At 71.4% G+C, this 19,211-nt stretch carries 20 protein-coding genes; 7 read left to right on the forward strand and 13 right to left on the reverse strand.

Annotated features, from left to right (window positions below):
• Window positions 1–69 precede the first annotated feature (69 nt).
• The 5 genes from thiC to K6T50_RS04805 all read right to left on the reverse strand — a co-directional run bounded on the left by thiC (window position 70) and on the right by K6T50_RS04805 (window position 4,192).
• Window positions 70–1,542 carry a phosphomethylpyrimidine synthase ThiC gene (gene thiC / locus K6T50_RS04785; protein ID WP_222608261.1) on the reverse strand — a complete coding sequence of 491 codons (1,473 nt, stop codon included), beginning with the start codon at window positions 1,540–1,542 and terminating at the stop codon, window positions 70–72.
• 110 nt (window positions 1,543–1,652) lie between these two features.
• A complete protein-coding gene (gene pyrI, locus K6T50_RS04790; RefSeq protein WP_222608262.1) occupies window positions 1,653–2,120 on the reverse strand; it encodes an aspartate carbamoyltransferase regulatory subunit in 468 nt (155 codons plus the stop codon).
• On the reverse strand, window positions 2,117–3,043 hold the full coding sequence (gene pyrB, locus K6T50_RS04795) for an aspartate carbamoyltransferase (protein ID WP_222608263.1): 927 nt from the start codon (window positions 3,041–3,043) through the stop codon (window positions 2,117–2,119). Before pyrB ends, pyrI begins: the two co-directional genes overlap by 4 nt.
• A 162-nt stretch (window positions 3,044–3,205) precedes the next feature.
• Window positions 3,206–3,412, reverse strand: a complete 207-nt coding sequence (locus tag K6T50_RS04800) for a dodecin family protein (RefSeq protein ID WP_222608264.1) — start codon at window positions 3,410–3,412, stop codon at window positions 3,206–3,208.
• Window positions 3,413–3,541: 129 nt separating this feature from the next.
• Window positions 3,542–4,192, reverse strand: a complete 651-nt coding sequence (locus K6T50_RS04805; protein WP_222608265.1) for a ferritin family protein — start codon at window positions 4,190–4,192, stop codon at window positions 3,542–3,544.
• Between the two features lie 60 nt (window positions 4,193–4,252).
• Here K6T50_RS04805 and K6T50_RS04810 point away from each other — a divergent pair, with 60 nt between their 5' ends.
• From K6T50_RS04810 to K6T50_RS04820, 3 genes are read left to right on the forward strand one after another with little or no spacing between them, the layout of a single operon-like run.
• The gene (locus K6T50_RS04810; RefSeq protein ID WP_222608266.1) at window positions 4,253–4,567 is read left to right on the forward strand and encodes an ASCH domain-containing protein; all 315 of its coding nucleotides are present in this window, start codon (window positions 4,253–4,255) and stop codon (window positions 4,565–4,567) included.
• A 19-nt stretch (window positions 4,568–4,586) separates the two neighbouring features.
• Window positions 4,587–5,846, forward strand: a complete 1,260-nt coding sequence (locus K6T50_RS04815; RefSeq protein ID WP_222608267.1) for an MBL fold metallo-hydrolase — start codon at window positions 4,587–4,589, stop codon at window positions 5,844–5,846.
• Window positions 5,847–5,901: 55 nt separating this feature from the next.
• Window positions 5,902–6,705, forward strand: coding sequence for an AAC(3) family N-acetyltransferase (locus tag K6T50_RS04820; RefSeq protein ID WP_222608268.1), 804 nt, complete (start codon window positions 5,902–5,904; stop codon window positions 6,703–6,705).
• Window positions 6,706–6,708: 3 nt separating this feature from the next.
• On the opposite strand, the gene K6T50_RS04825 is transcribed toward K6T50_RS04820, so the two are convergent.
• From K6T50_RS04825 to K6T50_RS04835, 3 genes are all read right to left on the reverse strand, one after another.
• Window positions 6,709–7,797 (reverse strand): ATP-binding protein, encoded by a 1,089-nt coding sequence (locus K6T50_RS04825; RefSeq protein WP_222608269.1) that lies wholly within the window; start codon window positions 7,795–7,797, stop codon window positions 6,709–6,711.
• Window positions 7,798–7,842: 45 nt separating this feature from the next.
• On the reverse strand, window positions 7,843–8,178 hold the full coding sequence (locus K6T50_RS04830) for a 2Fe-2S iron-sulfur cluster-binding protein (RefSeq protein WP_222608270.1): 336 nt from the start codon (window positions 8,176–8,178) through the stop codon (window positions 7,843–7,845).
• Between the two features lie 138 nt (window positions 8,179–8,316).
• A complete protein-coding gene (locus tag K6T50_RS04835) occupies window positions 8,317–9,129 on the reverse strand; it encodes an enoyl-CoA hydratase/isomerase family protein (RefSeq protein WP_222608271.1) in 813 nt (270 codons plus the stop codon).
• A gap of 368 nt (window positions 9,130–9,497) precedes the next feature.
• Here K6T50_RS04835 and K6T50_RS04840 point away from each other — a divergent pair, with 368 nt between their 5' ends.
• Complete coding sequence (locus K6T50_RS04840) at window positions 9,498–10,916, forward strand: DUF2334 domain-containing protein (RefSeq protein ID WP_222608272.1); 1,419 nt, start codon at window positions 9,498–9,500, stop codon at window positions 10,914–10,916.
• Complete coding sequence (locus K6T50_RS04845; protein WP_222608273.1) at window positions 10,913–12,427, forward strand: glycosyltransferase family 2 protein; 1,515 nt, start codon at window positions 10,913–10,915, stop codon at window positions 12,425–12,427. The genes K6T50_RS04840 and K6T50_RS04845 overlap by 4 nt, the downstream gene beginning before the upstream one ends.
• A 47-nt stretch (window positions 12,428–12,474) precedes the next feature.
• On the opposite strand, the gene K6T50_RS04850 is transcribed toward K6T50_RS04845, so the two are convergent.
• Window positions 12,475–14,031, reverse strand: coding sequence for a long-chain-fatty-acid--CoA ligase (locus tag K6T50_RS04850; protein WP_222608274.1), 1,557 nt, complete (start codon window positions 14,029–14,031; stop codon window positions 12,475–12,477).
• Window positions 14,032–14,169: 138 nt separating this feature from the next.
• Between K6T50_RS04850 and K6T50_RS04855 the strand changes: the two genes are divergently transcribed.
• Entirely contained in the window at window positions 14,170–14,673 is a 504-nt protein-coding gene (locus tag K6T50_RS04855; RefSeq protein ID WP_222608275.1) for a halocyanin domain-containing protein, read from the forward strand.
• A gap of 66 nt (window positions 14,674–14,739) precedes the next feature.
• Here K6T50_RS04855 and K6T50_RS04860 read toward each other — a convergent pair whose 3' ends face one another.
• Together K6T50_RS04860 and K6T50_RS04865 are read right to left on the reverse strand one after the other, a co-directional pair.
• Window positions 14,740–15,813, reverse strand: coding sequence for a mandelate racemase/muconate lactonizing enzyme family protein (locus K6T50_RS04860; RefSeq protein ID WP_222608276.1), 1,074 nt, complete (start codon window positions 15,811–15,813; stop codon window positions 14,740–14,742).
• Entirely contained in the window at window positions 15,810–16,757 is a 948-nt protein-coding gene (locus K6T50_RS04865; protein ID WP_222608277.1) for a 1,4-dihydroxy-2-naphthoate polyprenyltransferase, read from the reverse strand. Before K6T50_RS04865 ends, K6T50_RS04860 begins: the two co-directional genes overlap by 4 nt.
• Before the next feature lie 151 nt (window positions 16,758–16,908).
• On the opposite strand from K6T50_RS04865, the gene K6T50_RS04870 reads away from it, so the two are divergent.
• Entirely contained in the window at window positions 16,909–17,454 is a 546-nt protein-coding gene (locus K6T50_RS04870; RefSeq protein ID WP_222608278.1) for a carboxymuconolactone decarboxylase family protein, read from the forward strand.
• 151 nt (window positions 17,455–17,605) lie between these two features.
• Here the strand turns inward: K6T50_RS04870 and K6T50_RS04875 are convergent, their stop codons facing one another.
• Window positions 17,606–18,583: a 1,4-dihydroxy-2-naphthoyl-CoA synthase gene (locus K6T50_RS04875; protein ID WP_225935374.1), complete on the reverse strand. Its 978-nt coding sequence runs from the start codon at window positions 18,581–18,583 to the stop codon at window positions 17,606–17,608.
• A 68-nt stretch (window positions 18,584–18,651) separates the two neighbouring features.
• Window positions 18,652–19,203, reverse strand: coding sequence for a DUF8215 family protein (locus K6T50_RS04880; protein WP_222608279.1), 552 nt, complete (start codon window positions 19,201–19,203; stop codon window positions 18,652–18,654).
• Between the last annotated feature and the right edge of the window lie 8 nt (window positions 19,204–19,211).

A 19,211-nucleotide genomic window follows, 5' to 3' on the forward strand; every position in this document is an offset into this window, starting at 1 on the left:
CGAACGGGATAGGGGTTTCCGATGCGTCATCGCGGCGGTTCGCGGTCCCTGACTCTGTCGAGGGTCCGGTCAGTCGTCGGCCTCGGTCGGCTCGTCTCCCGGCCCCGTCGACCGCTCGGCGTCGTCGGAGTCCACGCCGTCGGGCGGCCATGCGGGCGTGCGGCTCGTGTCGTGGGTGCCCGCGGGCGGGAGGTTCGTCGCGGCGGCCGGCGAGGCGTCCAGGTCGACCTCGTGGCCGGTCCGCTCCATCTCGCCGTCGCGGTCGCGGGCGTCCTGGTCGATCCGCATCGAGCAGAACTCCGCGCCGCACATCGAGCAGAAGCGGGCTTCCTTGTAGTTGTCCCCGGGGAGCGTCTGGTCGTGGAAGGAGCGGGCGCGCTCGGGGTCCAGCGCGAGATCGAACTGCCGGCGCCAGTCGAACTCGTATCGGGCCGCCGAGAGCGCGTCGTCCCAGTCGCGCGCGCCGGGCAGGCCGTTCGCCACGTCCGCGGCGTGGGCGGCGATGCGGTAGGCGGCCAGTCCGTCGCGCACGTCGTCGGCGTCGGGGAGGCCGAGGTGCTCCTTGGGCGTCACGTAACACAGCATCGCGGCGCCCGCGCGGGCCGCCTCGGTCGCGCCGATGGCCGAGGTGATGTGGTCGTACCCCGGCGCGATGTCGGTGACGAGCGGCCCGAGCACGTAGAAGGGGGCGCCGTCGCACACCTCGCGCTGGCGCTCGACGTTCGCCGCCACCTGGTCCAGCGGGACGTGCCCCGGGCCCTCGACCATGACCTGCACGCCGGCCCCCTGCGCTCGCTCCGTCAGCTCCCCGAGCGTCTCCAGTTCGGCGAACTGCGCGGCGTCGGAGGCGTCCGCGACGCTTCCGGGTCGGAGCCCGTCGCCCAGGGAGACCGTCACGTCGTGCTCGCCGAGGACCGCGCATATCTCGTCGAAGGCGACGTACAGCGGGTTCTGCTCGCCGTGGGTCTCCATCCACTCCGCGAGGATCGACCCGCCCCGGGAGACGATCCCCGTGATCCGGCCGTCGGTGAGGGGGAGGTGTTCCATCAGCACGCCCGCGTGGATCGTCATGTAGTCGACGCCCTGCTCGGCCTGCTCCCGGATCACCTCCAGCAGGAGGTCCGTCGTGAGGGCCTCCGGCGACCCCGCCCGTTTCACCGCCCCGTAGATCGGGACCGTCCCGACGGGAACCGGGGAGTGGGCGACGATCGACTCCCGGATCTCCGCGAGCGGGCCGCCCGTCGACAGGTCCATCACCGTGTCCGCGCCGTGGTGGACGGCCGTGTGGAGCTTCTCCAGTTCCGCCTCCGGACCGCTGGCGTCCTCGCTCGCACCGATGTTGGCGTTCACCTTCGTCGCGAAGTCGGCGCCGATCACCATCGGGTCCAGCGCGTCGTGCGCGTGGTTCGCGGGGATCACCGCCTCGCCGTCGGCGACCGCCGCGCGAACCGTCTCCGGGTCCCGGCTTTCGCGTTCGGCGACCCGCTCCATCGCGGGCGTCGTCTCGCCCGCCCGTGCCCGTTCGAGTTGCGTCCGTGGCATACGACTACCTAGTAATACAACCAACTAATATACCTGACGACGGGCCGCAGTCACTGGCTCGAATCGGATCGAGACACGAGATCGGCGGGTGTCGCCGGCGGCCGTCGGCGTCAGTGAACGGCGAGGTGGTCGCCGATGTCCTCGCGGACGATCTCGCCGCAGAACTCACAGCGGACGCCGTCGTCGACGACCTCGAAGGCAGACTCGACGGGCTCGTCGGCGTTCGTGATGCAGTTGTGGTTCGGGCAGGTGAGCAGCCCGACGACGCGCTCGGGGCGCTCGACGCGCTTCTTCTCGACGACCTCGAACTCGCGGACGATGTTGACGGTCGCCTCCGGGGCCAACAGCGAGAGCACGTCGACCTCGCCCTGGCTCAGCTCCCGGTCCTCCACCTTCACCACGTCCTTCGTCCCGAGCTTGTCCGAGGGGACGTTCATCCCGATCGACACGCCCATCCCCTCGTCGCCGCCGATGCCGAGGATCGCGAGGACGTTCAGCGCCTGCCCGCCGGTGATGTGATCGATGACAGTCCCGTCTCGGATCTTCGAGACGCGCAGCTCGCGCTCGGGGTCGCTCATCGGTCGTCACCCCCGTCCTCGCGGAGGAGCTCGTCCAGCAGCGCCATCCGGACCGGGACGCCGTTGTGCGCCTGTGCGAAGTAGGCGGCGTGGTCAGTCGCGTCCACGTCGGGTGCGATCTCGTCGACCCGCGGCAGCGGGTGCATCACGGTGAGGTCGTCGCGGGCGCGCTCCAGCGTCTCCGCGTCGATCTGGTACTCGCCGGCGACCTGCTGGTACTCGTTCTCGTCGGGGAACCGTTCGCGCTGGATCCGGGTGACGTACAGCACGTCGAGTTCGCCGAGCACCTCGTCGAGGTCGGTGTGCTCCCTGAGCCTGGCGCCGGCGTCGTGGAGGTCGAACTGGACCCCGCGCGGCAGCCGCAGCGACTCGGGGCTGATGAAGTGCATTCGCGCGTCGAAGTTCGTGAGCGCCGACGCCAGCGAGTGGACCGTCCGCCCGTACTTCAGGTCGCCCATGATCCCGACGGTCAGGTCGTCGAGCCCCGCCCGCTCGCGGATCGTGTACAGGTCCAGCAATGTCTGGCTCGGGTGTTGGCCGGCGCCGTCGCCGGCGTTGACGACGGGCACGTCGACGAACTGCGAGGCGAGCTTCGCGGCGCCCTCGCTGGGGTGGCGCAGGACGATCCCGTCGGCGTACCCCTCGATGACGCGGACGGTGTCCGCCAACGACTCCCCCTTCTTCACCGACGACGACTCGACGGAGCCCATGTCGACGGTGTCGCCGCCGATCCGCTTCATGGCGGTGTCGAACGACATCTTCGTGCGCGTGCTCGGCTCGAAGAAGCACAGCGCGAGCAGCCGGTCGGCGTGGCGGTCGCCGACGAGCCCGGGGTCGTCGGCGAAGTCGGCCGCGCGGTCCAGGACGGCCTCGATGTCCTCCCGGGTGAGCTGGCCCGCCGAGAGGAGGTGGTCGTGTCGCATCACCGAATACGCCGTCGCCGCGTCCCTTCAATCGCTCGGCTCGGGGATCGAGCCGCAGTCGTGCGGTTTTGCACGGAGGTGCACCCCCGCGCTGCGACGGTTTCGAGATTCGTAACGACCCGCGGGGAGCGGTCGCGACCGCCGGTCAGTTCCGCCGCATCGTCACCGTTTGAGTTGGAACGACACGTGCAGAACGGTCTTGTACTGGTCGATCTGTCCGTCCTCGACGGTCGCCGTCTGCGAGGCGATCTTGATCCCGCTGATCTCCTCCAGCGTCTGGTCCGCGTCGTTCAGGGCGCTCTGTGCGGCGTGCTCCCACGATTCGTCCGAGTTGCCGACCAGCTCGATCACCTTGGCAGTGTTTGACATATGCGGTCGTGATCGTCGTCACAGTCGACAATAAGTCGTCTCACGGTTCCAGCCGGACGACTATCGCCGCCGGGATCGCGTCCCGACGGAGAGCCACGACGACGCCGGGATCGGTTCCCCGCGCGCCCGTCAACACACCGGCTTCACGTCGATCCCCATCCCGGTCAGCGCGTCGGCGTAGTCGTCGTAGGCGATCTGCACGACGTACTCGGCGACCATCCGCGCGCGCTCCCAGTCGTCGCCGTCCTCGTCGTCCGCACAGCGGTCCTCCAACAGCGCCAGTCCGCGTTCCAGCTCCTCCTCGGTCTCGGCGCGCAGGTCGCGAAACAGGTCCGCACGCGGTTCATCGCCCTCGTTGACGAAGAACGAGACGATCTGGAGGTGCGAGCGGTCGCTGACGAGCCCGCGGCCGACGGTGCCGGCGGCGACGCGCTCGATCGGGTCCTCGCGGGCGCGGAGGTACTCGTGCATCGTCCCGCCGTCGACGGGGTCGTGCTCGACGCCCATCTCCGAAAGCGAGTCGAGCACGCGCTCGCGGTGGTCGCGCTCGCGCTCGGCGAGCCACGCGAACAGCTCCGCGGCGGCCTCGTCGTCGGCGTCGTCGGCCCACGCGGCGAAGGTGGTGTGGGCGGCGTGCTCGGAGTCGGCGGCGGCGCACAACACCGCCTCGGGCTCCAGGGTCGCGTCGGTGAGCGCGATGAGGAGCTTGTTCGAGCCGAGCCGCTCCAGCTCGGTCGACCTCGCCGACTCGACGGTCTCGCGGAATCGCTCGCCGTCCATGGCCGATCGGTCGCCGAGGGCGGCGTTAACGTTTCCCCCGCACGACACGACCGATCCGGTATGGCACACATCGACGCCTCGGAGATCCTGCCGAACGAGCACGTTCAGCGGATGGCCGCCGAGGGGAGGGTCACGCAGCTCCACCGCGGACACGCCTACGCCGACGAGGGGGACACCTTCGAGATCGACGGCACGACGTTCGAGGTGACGGCGATCGAGCGCCGCACGCTCGGCGACCTCACCGACGAGGACGCGCGCGCCGAGGGCTCGGAGGACCTGGAGGCGTACAGGGCGCGACTGAACCGCGTCCACGACGAGTTTGAGTGGGACGACGACAGCGAGGTCGTGAAACACGCCTTCGAGCGGCGGGAGTGAGGGGGGAGGAAGCCGACTGATGACCGACCGTTCGGATCCCACCGCTCGCGACGCAGCCGACGCGGGATCGCTCGGCGGCGACCCGGGCGGCGAACTCGGGCCGGCGGCGCTCGCGCGCCTGCTTCGCGACGGCGAGCCGGTGTCCGTGCTGGACGTGCGCGACCGCCCCGAGTTCGAGGCGTGGCACGTCGACGGCCGCTCGGTGACCGCCAGGCACGTCCCGCACGTGAAGTTCGTCGCCGCGGCCGCGACGGGCGACGCGAGCGACCCGCTCCCCGACGACCTCCCCGAGCCGATCCTCGTCGTCTGCGGCCGGGGGAAGGCGAGCGCCGAGGTCGCGGGCGACCTCGCCGACGCCGGCGTCGACGCGGTGAACCTCGCCGGCGGCATGGACGCGTGGGCCGAGACGTACCTCGCGGAGCCGCTCGTCAGGCGCGGCGCCCTGACCGTGATCCAGTACCAGCGCCCCTCCTCGGGCTGTCTCGCGTACCTGATCGTCGCCGGCGGCGGCGAGGACCGCGAGGGCGACGACGACGGCGACGACCGCGAGGCGCTCGTCGTCGACCCGCTGCGCGCGTTCGCCGACCGGTACGTCGAGGACGCCGCCGAGATGGGTGCGACGCTCCGGTACGCCGTCGACACGCATGTCCACGCGGATCACGTCAGCGGCGTCCGCGCGGTCCGAGAGGCGACCGGCGGCGACGCCGAGGTCGTGCTCCCGGACCGCGCGACCGATCGCGGCCTCGCGTTCGACCCGACGCTGTTGGCCGACGGCGACGCGCTTCGGGTGGGCGACGCGGAGGTGTCGGCGATCCACGCCCCGGGACACACGAGCGAGTTGACCTGCCTGCGGCTCCACCGCGACGACCCCGACGCCGCCGACGTGCTGTTCACCGGCGACGCGCTGTTCCTGAACGGCGTCGGTCGGCCGGATCTGGAGGAGGGCGACGACGGCGCGCGCGACCTCGCCGAACGGGCGTACGACACGCTGCACGACCGACTGCTCGCGCTCCCCGAGGACACCCTCGTCGCGCCGGGGCACTTCGCCGACCCCGCCGACGCCCGCGGCGACGCCTACGCCGCGCCGCTGTCGGCGCTGCGCGACCTCGACGTGCTCGGGCTCGACCGCGCGGCGTTCGTCGACCGCGTCGCCTCGTCGCTGCCGCCGCGCCCGGCCAACTTCGAGCGGATCGTCGCGACGAACCTCGGGGTCGAGTCGATGGACGACGAGGCGGCGTTCGAGGCCGAGTTGGGCCCGAACAACTGCGCGGTCGGGTAGTCACTGGATCGCACGCCGGCCGAGCACTTTTCCGCGCCGGCGTCGCCGTCCCCGCATGAGCGAACGCGAGGTCGTCGAGCGCACCGAGGCGCCGCGTTCGACCGACGGGCTGCGGGCGGACCTGCGCGACCTGGGTGTGACGCCCGGCGAAACCGCGCTCGTCCACTCGTCGCTGTCGGCGATCGGGTGGGTCGCCGGCGGCGTGCCGACGGTCGTCGACGCGCTGCTGGGTGCGGTGACGGAGGACGGGACGATCGCGGTGCCGACGCACTCGACCCAGTTGTCCGACCCGACCGACTGGGAGAACCCGCCCGTTCCCGACGACTGGATCGAGACGATCCGCGCGGAGGGGGCACCGTACCGGCCCGAACTGACCCCGACGCGGGGGATGGGCGCGATCCCGGAATGCCTGCGCGACTACCCCGGCGCACGCCGCAGCCGCCATCCGACCACGTCCTTCGCCGCGTGGGGAGCCGACGCCGAGGCGGTGACGGCGGATCACGCGTACGACTCGCCGATGGGGGAGGACTCGCCGCTGGCGCGGCTGTACGAGCGCGACGCGCTGATCGTCCGGGTCGGCGTCGACGCGAACACGTCCCTCCATCTCGCGGAGTACCGCGCCGACTACGGCGGGGACCCCGAGACGAACGGCGGGCCGGTGCTCGTCGACGGCGAGCGCGAGTGGGTCGAGTTCACCGAGCCCGAGTCGCGCGACGACTTCCGGGAGATCGAGGCGGCGTTCGAGGCCGAGCACGGGTCGGAGGTGTGGCGGGGCCGCGTCGGCGACGCGGAGGCGACGGTCTGTCGGATGCGGCCGCTCGTCGACTTCGCGGCCGAGTGGATGGAAGCGAATCGCTGAGGGTCACGTCCCCCGGACGCCGTTGCGGTCCCGGCGAGCGTGCCGTCGCGATCGGAACCGGAGCTCGACGCGGACCCCCCGGGGGTCGCGGTTCTCGATGGTCAGCCGGCCGTCCGAGAGCTCCACGACCCAGTAGATGACCCACAGCCCCAGTCCGCTGACGTGCTTGAGCGGGAACTCCTGCAGCTTCGCGAGCGCGTCGAGCTCCTCGCTCGGGATGTGTGACCCGTCGTCGACCACCGTCACGGTCGTCCACTTCCCCTCCTCGGCGACGGTGAGGGTGATGGCGACCGCGTCGTCGTTGTGCCGGACGGCGTTGTCCAGCGCCTCGCGGATCGCCGTCCCGGCCGACGGGTGGACGACGGCGGCGGCGTGTTCCGGGATCGACGCGCGAAGATCGATCTCGGGGTGCTCCTCGTGAAAGCGGCGCACCTCCTCGCGCGCGACGGCCGCCAGGTCCGTCTCGACGGACTCGTCGACGTTCCACAGGTCCGCGAGCGTCTGCGCCTTCTCGGAGAGCTCGTGGACCCGGTCGACGTGGTCGATCAGCGTCCGAAGGTCCGACTCGACATCGGCCTGGTCCGCCGACTCCGCGGCCGAGTCGGCGACCCCCCGAATGATGCTCACCTCGTTGCGGATGTTGTGTCGGAGGACCCGCTGGAGGACGGTGAGCCGTCCCGTCAACTGCTCTTGAGCCGCCCGTTCGGCGCGAACCCGTTCGACGTAGTAGCCGACGAGCCCGCCCGAACTCGTCCCCAGGCTCCAGCCGATCGAGAGGACCAACCATCCCTCCGTGACGGGCTCGCCGCTGGCGTGGCGGGAGACGGCGTACACCGCGGACAGCCCGCCGACGACGACGCCGGCACCGAGGCTCGTCGCGACGATTCGGGCCACGCGCTCGTTCGGGAGCTGCTCGCGACGGACGCGAACGGCGACGAACGCGAGTACCCCGGCGAACACCAGGAGGATCGACGCCTCCGCGAGTTCGATCCAGAACGGGTCCTCGTCGATCAGAACGTGGCCGATCGCGAGACCGAGGATCGCCGTCGCCAGCGCAGGTGGGAACAGCCGGACGCCTCGATCCCGTATCACTGCCTGCGGGTTCCGACCGGGGCGATGAAACTGTTGTGGCGGACCTCAGTCGTCGTCAGCGGCGGCGCCGGCGGTCGCGGCGGCGTCGTCCTCGATGCTCGGCGGGTACTTGCCGCGGTCGAGCTTCAGGTCCGACTGCGCGCGCGCCATGCAGGTGAGCGCGTAGTCCTCGGCCTCCTCCTCGGTGAGCGCGCGGGCGACGGCCGCCTGCTGGGCCACCTCCCCCTCGACGATCTCGGCGGTGCACGCCAGACACATCCCGACCCGGCAGGAGTACTCCTGCGCGATGCCCTCCTCGATGCAGGCGTTCAGGATCGTCTGCTTGTCGGACACCTCGATGGTCTCGCCGGTGCCGACGAACTCCACGGTGTACTCGGCCATGCCACCAGTGTTCTCGGGTTCTCCCTTCTACGTTTCGCTCCGCGGTCCCGGGGAGGCCGGGTTCGGCGTCCTCCGGTCCGACCGGTCCCGGTGGCCCCCACAGCCGCGGAGATTACGGTGGCCCCGACGGTCGCCCCCTTACCGCCCCTCGAACTCCGGCTGTCGCTTCTCGGCGAACGCGTCCAGCCCCTCGGTGTGGTCGTGCGTGTCGAAGACGGCCGCCTGCGCGCCGGCCTCGTGTTCGATCGCCTCCCCCAGCGTCGCGAACTCCGAGCGCAGCAGGCGCTTCGACGTTCGCAGCGCGACCGTCGGCCCCGAGGCGATCCGGTCGACCAGCATCGAGACGCGCGCCTCGAACTCGTCGTCGCCGACGGCGTGGTTCACGACGCCGAGCTCCTCGGCGCGCTCGGCGCCCAACAGCTCGCCGGTGTAGACGAGCTCCTTCGCGACGTTCTCGCCGACGAGGCGCGGCAGGAGATAGGAGGTGCCCGAGTCGACCGCGAGGCCGACCTCGCGGAAGCCGAAGCCGATCTGGGCGTCCTCGTGGAGGGCGGTCACGTCGCAGGCGATGGCGAGGTTCGCGCCCGCGCCGAACGCGGCGCCGTCGATCTTCGCCACGGTCGGGAACTCGCACTCGTACACCCGCTTCACGCACCGGCCGATCTCCTGGATCACGTGTCGTACCGCGTGGTCGACCGCCTCATCCGACTCCTGGCGGTCGAGCATCGAGTCGATGTCGCCGCCGGCGCAAAAGGCCGGGCCCTCGCCCTCGAACACGACACAGCGGGTGTCCCCGCCCTCCAGGTCGTCGATCGCCGCCTCGATCCCGTCGGTCATCGCGACCGACAGCGCGTTTCGTCGGTCCGGGTCGTTCAGAACGACGCGAGCGACCCCGTCGTCGTCGCGTTCGAGTCGGACGGTGCCGTCGGAGAACTCGGTTACGGACGCCATATCGGTGCGATGTCGCCCCGGGTAATGGCCGTTTCCCCGCAGAACCCGGTGCCCGCCGCTTGGTTCCGCGGGTCCGACGCTCGCCACGACGGCGCGGATCGCTGTGGTCACTCGCCTATCGGTCGTCGGTGAATATGTCATAGATACCCTTCAGAAGGCGATCGATTACTAACCGCAAACCGGCCGGAGGCCGATCCGTGAACGGCGAACCGGTCGATCTCGAACCCGGATCCTGCCCGCGGTGCGGCGTGGACAGTTGCCTCACGCGCGGGGCGTTCGAGCACCCACAGTGTGGATCCGTGTTCTTCGGGGATCGGCGTCGAGCCCCGTCGGAGTGTTCTCGCTGCGGTCCCGGAACCGCCGCCGAGGTGGTCCGCGTCGGGTCGATAACCGAGTGCGTCGGCTGCGGCTACCGGGTCGACACGCCGCTGGCGAGCGACGGTCGAGGTGGGGAGCACGGCCCTGGCGGCGACGAGCCCGGCGGCGGCGTCGACCGCGCCGTTACGCGGCCCTCGCTTCGGTCGCTCGTGTCCGATGGCGGCCGCGGAAGCGCGACCGTCTGGCGGCGGACGGCCGCGGTCGCCCTCGCGCTCGTCGTCGTGGCGGCGACGGTGACGACCGCCCTCGCCGTGGGTATCGGCGGCGACCTTCGGATCGGAGCCGGCGGGGCCGCCGGTCCCGCGGCCGGCGCGTCACTCGACGGACCCGCGACGGCGCCCGACGGAACCCCGGGGGCGACGGCGCCCGGCGTGACCTCGACCGTGCCCGACGGACCCGCGACGGCGACGCCCGACCCGGAGTGGCGCGAGTACCGGACGATCGTGGTGTTCCGAAACGACGACCCCCAACCCGGGTACCGACCGGAGGCGATGCGCGCGCTCGATCGCGTGTTCGTCGAGGAGGACGTTCCCGTCACGAACGCCGTGATCCCGGCGGTGGGGTCCGCGGAGGTCGACCCGGACGGCCGGTTCTGTCGGTACCTCCGCGAGCGCGCGAGCGAGCATCCGGACCTGTTCGAGTTCGCGACCCACGGCTACACCCACGAGCGGGCGAGCCACTTCCACGGCGGCAGCGAGTTCGGGGACCGGCCGGCCGCGGAGCAGCGTCGGCGGATAGACCGCGGAACGGCCGCGCTGACGGCCTGCGTCGGCGAGCGCCCGCGGACGTTCGTGGCGCCGATGAACACCTACGACCGAACGACGACGCGGGCGCTGGCGGACGCGAACTACACGGTCGTCTCCGGGAGCACGTGGTTCACGCGTGCGTACTACGACCGCGAGGGGGCGTTCCGGGCCGGCGGGCTCACTCACGTCCCGAGTACCGAGGCGTTCATCGCCGAGTGGTCGGCGACCGGCGCGGCGAACGAATCCGGCCGCGAGACGGAGGCGCGGCTCCGGGCCTCCTTCGACGCGACACACCGGTCCGACAACGCGTCGGTGTACGTCCAGATGCTCCACTATCAGCACTTCACGACGAGCGAGCGGCGAGCGACGCTCCGTGGGTTCATCGACCACGTTCAGTCGACCCCTGGCGTTCGGTTCATGACGCTCGGCGACCTCGGGGCCGGCCTCGAATCGGGGGCGGTCGTCCGGACGGACGACGGCTGGCGCGTGAACGACGCCGCCGTCCCCAACGCACCCGAGCGCGGTGACGGGTCGAGCGATCGCGGGTGGGTACCCGAAGGGGGAACCGACTCCGGGGTCGGACCCTCCGAGGAGCTCGTCGGACCGGCCGCGGCGACCGCGGTTCGGGTGCCGCGCGCCGTCGCTCGCGGAGGCGACTCGTGACCCGAGCGGGCCGCCGATGGCTCCGCCGCGTTCGGAGCGTCGACGGGTTGACCGTCGTTCTGTACCTGCTCGGTGGGGTGCCCTTCGTCGGCGTCTGTCTGCTCGCGTCGCGGCGAACGATCGCGCTCGCCGCGGTCGGCCTCAGCATCTGCGGCGCGTACCTCGTGTGGTCGCTGTACGTCGTGTTCCGCCGCCCGGAACTCGGTCGGCGGTTCGGGGTCGGCGGGCTCGCGTTCATGTTGTGCGTCTGTCTCACGGTCGCGGCCGTCCGTCTCGCCATCCGACCGATCGACGCGGTGTACTTCTGTGCGTTCGTGCTCGTCGCGTTCTACTACTGGGTCGTCGGCGCGGCGGCGATCGGGAACGCCGCGGGGGATCTGCCCCCGGTCGAGGACGGGGAGCTTCCGACGGTGAGCGTCCTCGTGCCGGCGTACAACGAGGCGGGATACATCGCGCGGACGGTCCGGTCGGTGTTGGCCGCCGACTTCGATCCGGCCCGTCTCGAAGTCGTCGTGGTCGACGACGGCAGCACGGACGCGACGCGGTCGCAGGCGGCGTCGATCGACGACGACCGCGTCCGCGTCGTCACCCGCGCCAACGGCGGCAAACACGCCGCGTTGAACTACGGACTGTTGTTCGCGTCCAACGACGTGATCGTCACCGTCGACGCCGACACCACCCTGGAGTCGGACGCCCTCCGCAGGATCGTCGCCCCGCTCGTGGACGACCCGGACGCCGCCGCAGTCGCCGGGACGATCCGCGTGTCGAACCGCGATGGGCTGCTCGGGGGCGCGCAGGCGCTGGAGTACCTCGTCGGGATCCAGCTCAAACGGCGGCTGTTCGACGCCATCGGCGCCGTTACCATCGTCCCGGGCTGTTTCGGCGCGTTCAGGCGGAGCGCCCTGGAGTCCGTCGGCGGGTACGACCCCGACACGATGACGGAGGACTTCGACGTGACGATGCAACTGCTGCGGGCGGGACACCGGATCCGGGGGAGCAACGGGATCGCCTGGACGGAGGCGCCGGGCACCTGGCGCGATCTGTCGAAACAGCGACTCCGATGGTACCGGGGGAACCTCCTCACGCTGGTGAAACACCGGGGCGTACTCGGCGAGCCGGAGTCCGGGCTCGTCCACCGGCTCGTGTTCCCGCTGTGGGTCGTGGAGATCACGGTGCTCCCGGCGGCTGGGCTCGTCGTCTTCGCGGGGATCGTGTGGGCGCTCGTCGCGGGGGCGTGGCGGCCACTCGCCACGATCGTCGGCTTCCTCGGGCTGGTCGTGGCAACCGTCGCGCTCGCGGTCCGCATCGGCGACGGCGACGAACGGCTGATCCCGCTGTCGCCGTTGCTTGCGGTCGGGTACAAGACCGTGCTGGACGTGCTGTTGGTCCGGTCGCTGTTCGACGTGCTCGCCGGGCGCTACGTGGGGTGGACGAGCCCGGATCGGATCGACCAACAGTCGGTGCCGGAGGACCCGACCCCCCTCGGAGAACAACCCCGGGAGGCCGACTGATCGTCCGGCTCCGAAGGGTGAATAGGAGGTGCGGAGGGAGCGGAGGCTTACTCCCCGCGAAGCTCGAACTTCTGGACCTTCCCGGTCGTCGTCCGCGGGAGTTCCTCCACGAACTCGACCTCGCGGGGGTGTTTGTACTCCGCGAGGTTGTCGAGACAGAACTGCTTGATCTCCTCGGGCGTCACGTCCGAGTCCGGGACCGTGACGACGAACGCCTTCACCGTCTCGCCCCGGCGGTCGTCCGGGATGCCGACGACCGCGGCGTCGGCGACCGCCTCGTGCTCGAAGAGGAGTTCCTCGACCTCGCGCGGATACACGTTGTACCCGGCGGTGTTGATCATGTGCTTCTCGCGGTCGACGATGTAGAAGAAGCCGTCGGCGTCGTGATAGCCGATATCGCCGGTGTGGAACCACCGCTTCCCGTCGCGCTCGGTGAACACCTCCTCGTTCGCCTCCGGGCGGTTGTGATACCCCTGCATCACGTTCGGCCCGTGGATCACGACCTCGCCGGTGATGTCGTCCAGGTCGACCTCGTCCTCGTCCACCGGGCCCTCCTCGACGGGCGCGACCTCCTCGAAGTCGTGGTCGACGATCATCGACTCGACGCCGGGGAGCGTCTTCCCGATGGAGCCGACGCGCCGGCCGGCCTCGGGGCGGTTGAAGTGGGTGACGGGGCTGGTCTCGGTGAGGCCGTACCCCTCGTAGATGTTCACGTCGTACAGCTCCTCGAAGCGCCGGAGCACCTCGACGGGGATGCCCGACCCGCCGACGCCGCACAGTCGGAGCGACGAGAGGTGTCGCTCCTCGGCGTTCGGCTGGTTGATGATGTCGTTGTACATCGCCGGGACGCCCTGGAACACCGTGAGTTCCTCCTCCTCGACGAGGTCGAGCGCCTCCTGTGCGTCCCACGAGGGCAGGGGGTAGTACGCCGCCCCCTCGAACAGCGAGGCGTTCATCACGACCGTCATGCCGTAGATGTGGAACAGCGGGAGCACCCCGATCTGTTTGTCGTCGGGTTGGACCCCGCCCGGGAGGAGGTCGGCCGACACCTGTGCGTTCGACGCGAGGTTGTGGTGGGTGAGGAGGACGCCCTTCGGCGTTCCGGTCGTCCCCGAGGTGTACGGCTGGCAGGCGATCTCGTCGTCGCCGCGGGCGACGGTGTCGAACTCGGGCGCGCCGCAGAACTCCTCGAAGGAGGCGGTTCCCTCGACCGAATCGCCGACGGTGACGACCGTGTGTACGTCGGTGTCGTCGCGTACCTCCTCGACGAACCCCGCCAAGTCCGGGATCGTCACGACCACCTCCGCGCCGGAGTCCGTGAGCATGTGCTCGATCTCGCGGGCCTTGTACTGGGGGTTCATCGGGACGACGACGCCACCCGCACGCAGCGTCCCGTGGAAGCCGACGACGAACTGCGGGAGGTTCGGGAGGTAGATGCCGACGCGGCCGTCCTCCTCGACGCCCGCCTCGGCGAGACCGGACGCGAACGCGGCCGTCTGTCCCCAGAACTCGCGATAGCTGATGTCGGTCCCGCGGAAGGAGACGGCCGTCTCGTCCGGGTACTCCTCGACGGTCGACGCGACGTGCGTGACGAGGTTTGTCATGCCATCGAGTCGGAAGGACGGTCCCGGCTAAAGTCTTTCCCGGTCGTTCACGAAGGTCGGCGCCCGCGTGGGGTCCGCGGGACCCCATCGCGTCCGCGAGTCGGTGGAGCCATTGTCGTGGGGGACCGACGGGCGGGCATGAGCGATCCGACGACGGCCGGACGCGACCGCGCTCGTCCGGCGGCGACGCGCAGGCGGCTCATCACGGCGGTCGCGGCCGCAGCGACAGCTGGGCTCGCGGGCTGTACCGCCGGCGGCGACGGGGGCGACGGCGGATCCGGAAACGGCGGCTCCGAGCGGTTCGACGGCTACCTCTCCAACGCGGAGGGGTTCGACGGCTCGGTCGCCGACCGGACGGGCGAGGACGAGGTGACCGTCGCGGTCGGCGCCGGCGACCGCGGCTACGCGTTCGACCCCGCCGCCGTCCGCGTTTCCCCCGGCACGACGGTGGTCTGGGAGTGGACGGGGGCGGGGAGCCGACACAACGTCGTCGACGAGGACGGCGCCTTCGAGAGCGAGTACTACGCCACCGAGGGGAAGACGTTCTCCCGGGAGTTCACCGAACCGGGCGTCACGAAGTACTACTGCAGCCCCCATCGGAACCTCGGGATGAAGGGCGTGATCGAGGTCGTCGAGGACTGAATCAGGCGCACGCGCGGCGCCGTCCCCGGTGGACGGTGCCGTACCAGTACCCGGACCCGCACCCGGTCACTCCGCTACGTCGTCGAGCGCGTCGCCAGCGAGCCCCGGCCCGGTCGGCACCGCGATCCGACCGTTCTCGACGGGAACCGGATCCACAGCAACGAGGTCCTCCGCAAGCAGATCGGCCGTCGCGAGCCCGTGTGCGCGCTGGCCGCCCCCGGGGAGCGCGGCCGCGACGTGGACCGCCGCGGTCCGCGCGACGGCCGCGTCGATGGTGGTCGTGACGACGGCGTCGAGGCCGGCGTGGGCGGCAGCGCGACCGGCAGCGAGCGCCCGCGAGGGGCCACCCAGGGCCATCGGCTTCAGCACGACCGCGTCGGCGGCGCCCGCGGCGATCACCTCGCGAACGCCGTACCGCGCCAGCGACTCGTCGAGGGCGACGGGCGCGCCGACGCCGCGGAGCGCGGCGTGGCCCGCGAGGTCGCCCGCGGGCAACGGCTGTTCGACGTACTCGACGAGGCCGTCGAGCGCCGCGAGCGCGCGTCGTGCCGTCGGCCGGTCCCAAGCGCCGTTGGCGTCGACGCGGAGCGTGACGGCGTCGCCGTCTGCCCTCGATGCGTTGCGGGCGTCGTCGACCGCGCGGACCCGCTCGACGTCTTCCGCCACTGGCCTCACGCCGACCTTCAGTTTCACCGTACAGTATCCGGATTCGACCGCCGCCTCCGCGGCGGCGACGGTGTCGGCCGCGTTCCCGTCGCCGACGGTCGCGTTCACGGGCACCGACGACGCGGCCGGACCGGTCGCGTCGCCGGCTCCGTCGCCGTCGCGGGCGAGCGTCGCGGCGACCGACCGTCCCGACCGGCGGGCGAACGCGTCGCGATACGCCAGCGTGACGGCGTGGCGGGCGGCGGGCGTCTCCGGTCCCGGAGGCGTCCCCTCGTCGCGGGCGCGTTCGAGCGCCGCCCGACACTCGGGAAGGGACTCGGTCCGCCCCGGCAGCGGCGTCGCCTCGCCGACGCCGGTCGTCCCGGCGAGGTCGACGTGGACGAGCAATCCCTCCCGCGTCTCGATGTCGCCGGCGGCCGTCGACAGCGGCGTCGCGAGGTCGAGCGCGAACGCCCGGAGCGCGACGACGGTCACAGCGCCAGCCCGACGGCGAACAGCGCCGCGAACGCGGCGAGCAGTTTCCCGGTGCGCTCCAGCGCTGGGTTGAGCGCGTCGCCCGCGGTCTCCGTGAGGACGGTCCGTGTGAGGGGGACGGCGAGCGGGAGCGTCGCCAGCGGCAGCAACACCGTGAGATCGCCCGTCGAGCGCCAGAACACCGGCGGGATCGTGTAGGCCATCCCGAGCAGGAGGACGAACTGCGCCCGCGAGAAGCCGTAGCCGAACCGGACCGTGAGGGTGTTCTTGCCCGTCTCGGCGTCCTCCTCGCGGTCCCTGAGGTTGTTGACGACGAGGATGTTCGTCGAGATGGCGGCGATCGGGAGCGCCGCGACGACCGCGGCGACCGGGACCAACTCGGCGCGCGGGACGAGCGTGAGGAAGTCGATCCCCAGCGCGGCGGCCGCCTGCACGTAGTAGGTGCCAGTGACAGCGACGAGACCGAAGAAGACGAACACGAACACGTCGCCGAGGCCGTGGTACGCCAGGGGGTACGGCCCGCCGGTGTAGGCGACGCCCATCGCGACCGAGACGAGCCCGACGACCATGATCGGCAGGCCGGCGACCGCGACGAGGTACGCGCCCACGAGAATGGCCGCGAGGAAGGCGAGCCACATCGCGCGCTTCACCTCGGCGGGGTCGATGAGTCCCCCCGCCGTCACCCGAGTGAATCCCTCGCGATCGGCCGTGTCCGCGCCCTTCTCGGCGTCGTAGTAGTCGTTCGCGAAGTTCGTCCCGATCTGGATCAGCGCCGCGCCCACGAACGCGACCAGCGCCGGCAGGGGCGCGAACACGCCGTCGCGGACGGCGAGACCCGTGCCGACGAGGACGGGCGCCAGCGCCGCCGGCAGCGTCTGCGGGCGCGCGGCGATCACCCACGCCCGCCGCCTGGAGATGTCCGCCTGGCTCGTCTCCGTACTCATTGTCGGAGACTGGAACGGACGGGGCATGAAGGGTGGGCTTCGCGGGCGGCGGCACGGCCGACGACGGCGCGGCCGGCGGGCAGGTACTCCGGGACGCGGAGACCACTGCGGCGACGGGGAGAGCTATACGTCGTCCGGATGAGGGGGTCGTATGGCACGCGTTCCGTCCGTCGATCCTGAGGAGTTGCCCGAACAGTACCGCGATCTCGTCGTCTCGAAGCTGCAGGGCAAGCCCGTGAACGTCTACGCCGCTCTCGGCAACAACCCCGAGGTGCTTGCGGGCACCCGCGCGTTCCTCTCGTCGCTGTGGGAGTCCAGCGGCCTCCCGGACCGCGAGCGCGAGCTGGTGATCCTGCTGGCGTCCGCCGAGAACGGCTGTCGCTACGAGTGGCACCAGCACGTCCGCATCGGCGGCGACGCGGGCGTCACCCGCGAGGAGATGGCCGCCATCGCCGACGGCGACTTCGAGGCCTTCGACGACGAGGAGGCGCTCCTCCTTCGGTACGCCCACGCCGCCCTCGGCCGGGAGGTCGACGACGCGCTCCACGAGGAGTTCGTCGCCGCCCGCGACGAGTCGACCGCCGTCGGCGTCGCGTCGCTGGCGAACGGCTACTCGTCGCTGGCGGGCGTTATCGACGCACTCGGCGTCGAGTTGGAGGAGGGAGAGGTGTTCGCGGGGTGGGACCCGCGGGAGTAGCCGGCGCGGTCGCGGTGGCGGTGCGGAAGCCACCAGCGATTGTACCGCGAGCGAGGGCGAAGCCCGAGCGAGCGGCCTTTTGATCATCGACGGGTTTTGACGGGGGTCGAGCGCGCCGAAGGCGCGCGAGGCCCCCGTGAAAAGTGGTCGGTTAGTAGTGCCAGGGGTGGTCCGAGAAATCGGGGCTCCGCCCCTCCAGGAACGCGTCACGTCCCTCCTGCGCCTCCGGCGTCATGTACGCCAGCCGGGTCGCCTCCCCGGCGAACACCTGCTGGCCGACCATCCCGTCGTCGGTCATGTTGAACGCGTACTTCAGCATCCGCATCGCCGTCGGCGACTTGCTCGTCATCTCGTCGGCCCACTCCAGGGCCACGTCCTCCAGGTCTTCGTGGGGGGTCGCCTCGTTCGCCATCCCCATGTCGACGGCCTCCTCGGCCGAGTAGGTCTTCCCGCGGAAGAACACCTCGCGGGCCTTCTTCTGGCCGACCTGCTTGGCGAGGTAGGCGGAGCCGAAGCCGCCGTCGAAGCTCGCCACGTCCGGGTCGGTCTGGAGGAACTTCGCGTGCTCGTCGCTGGCGAGCGTGAGGTCGCAGATCACGTGCAGTGAGTGGCCGCCGCCGACAGCCCAGCCCGGAACCACGGCGACGACCGGCTTGGGCATAAAGCGAATGAGACGCTGGACTTCGAGGATGTGCAGGCGGCCGGCCTTCGCCTCCCGAACCAGCTCGTCGTCGGACTCGTCGGCCTCGTCGTCGTCGCGGTACTCGTAGCCCGACTCGCCACGGACCGACTGGTCGCCGCCCGCGCAGAACGCCCAGCCGCCGTCCTTCGGGGAGGGCCCGTTCCCCGTCAGCAGGACGCAGCCGATGTCCGCCCGCTTGCGGGCGTCGTCGAGCGCGGCGTACAGCTCGTCGACGGTGCCGGGGCGGAACGCGTTGCGCTTCTCCGGGCGGTCGAACGCGATGCGGACCGTGGGGGAGTCGACCGCGCGGTGGTAGGTGATGTCGTCGAACGCCTCGCTGCCGTCGACCGGCTCCCACCGCTCGGGGTCGAAGATCTCCGAGACGGCGTCGCTGCCGGCGTCGCCGCCGCCGTCCGTCGCGTGGTCCGCGTCGTCGCTGTCGCTCATGCTCGAACGAGCGGCGGGAGTCCGCAAAAAGGTGCGCGTGTCGGGGTCGATCGCCGACGACGCCGCGGTCACCGGCTCCGCCGGTTCCGTTCCCGGTCCGCCCGAAGCGTGTTCCAGTCCTGCGGGCGAGCGCGCGGTCCGCCGCCGGTGAGGCGCACGACCGCGGCCGCGACGACGGGGAAGCCGAGTCCGAGCGCGAGGCCGAGCGTCCCCGCGACAGTCAGCGAGACCGCGGATTCTCCCCAGCCGGGGGCCACACCGGCGGTCGACAGCGCCGCGATCGCGACGATGGCGAGGTTGTAGTAACCGACGCGGGCGAGCAGCGGCCGACGGCTGCCGTCGGGCCACGGGGGGATCCCGCGGCGACCGTCGCCGCCCGAGAGGCGGTTCCCGCGGACGACCGCGAGGCCGACGACGAGCGCGACGTAGCCCGCGAGCATCGCGGTCGAGTCCCGCGGCGGGACCGACAGCGCGGCCCACAGCAGCGACGGGACCGCGATCAGCGCGTGCTCGCCCAGGCCGTCGAAGACGTCCTCCAGGAACCGACCCGTCCGGTCGGTACGCTCGCGCGGCCGGAGCTTGCGCCGCTCTGTCGACTCGTCGGTCCCGCGCGAGTCCATACCCCACC

The sequence above is a fragment of the Halobaculum magnesiiphilum genome (genome assembly GCF_019823105.1).
Lineage (GTDB): Archaea > Halobacteriota > Halobacteria > Halobacteriales > Haloferacaceae > Halobaculum > Halobaculum magnesiiphilum.

Bases quoted from the DNA above. Each gene is read 5' to 3' on its own strand.
- K6T50_RS04865 (WP_222608277.1), bottom strand. From the start codon at position 16,757: ATGAGTACGGAGACGAGCCAGGCGGACATCTCCAGGCGGCGGGCGTGG.
- K6T50_RS04870 (WP_222608278.1), top strand. From the start codon at position 16,909: ATGGCACGCGTTCCGTCCGTCGATCCTGAGGAGTTGCCCGAACAGTAC.
- K6T50_RS04875 (WP_225935374.1), bottom strand. From the start codon at position 18,583: ATGAGCGACAGCGACGACGCGGACCACGCGACGGACGGCGGCGGCGAC.
- K6T50_RS04880 (WP_222608279.1), bottom strand. From the start codon at position 19,203: ATGGACTCGCGCGGGACCGACGAGTCGACAGAGCGGCGCAAGCTCCGG.
- pyrB (WP_222608263.1), bottom strand. From the start codon at position 3,043: ATGCGACACGACCACCTCCTCTCGGCGGGCCAGCTCACCCGGGAGGAC.
- K6T50_RS04805 (WP_222608265.1), bottom strand. From the start codon at position 4,192: ATGGACGGCGAGCGATTCCGCGAGACCGTCGAGTCGGCGAGGTCGACC.
- K6T50_RS04820 (WP_222608268.1), top strand. From the start codon at position 5,902: ATGAGCGAACGCGAGGTCGTCGAGCGCACCGAGGCGCCGCGTTCGACC.
- K6T50_RS04800 (WP_222608264.1), bottom strand. From the start codon at position 3,412: ATGTCAAACACTGCCAAGGTGATCGAGCTGGTCGGCAACTCGGACGAA.
- K6T50_RS04815 (WP_222608267.1), top strand. From the start codon at position 4,587: ATGACCGACCGTTCGGATCCCACCGCTCGCGACGCAGCCGACGCGGGA.
- pyrI (WP_222608262.1), bottom strand. From the start codon at position 2,120: ATGAGCGACCCCGAGCGCGAGCTGCGCGTCTCGAAGATCCGAGACGGG.
- K6T50_RS04855 (WP_222608275.1), top strand. From the start codon at position 14,170: ATGAGCGATCCGACGACGGCCGGACGCGACCGCGCTCGTCCGGCGGCG.
- K6T50_RS04850 (WP_222608274.1), bottom strand. From the start codon at position 14,031: ATGACAAACCTCGTCACGCACGTCGCGTCGACCGTCGAGGAGTACCCG.
- K6T50_RS04835 (WP_222608271.1), bottom strand. From the start codon at position 9,129: ATGGCGTCCGTAACCGAGTTCTCCGACGGCACCGTCCGACTCGAACGC.
- K6T50_RS04830 (WP_222608270.1), bottom strand. From the start codon at position 8,178: ATGGCCGAGTACACCGTGGAGTTCGTCGGCACCGGCGAGACCATCGAG.
- K6T50_RS04810 (WP_222608266.1), top strand. From the start codon at position 4,253: ATGGCACACATCGACGCCTCGGAGATCCTGCCGAACGAGCACGTTCAG.
- thiC (WP_222608261.1), bottom strand. From the start codon at position 1,542: ATGCCACGGACGCAACTCGAACGGGCACGGGCGGGCGAGACGACGCCC.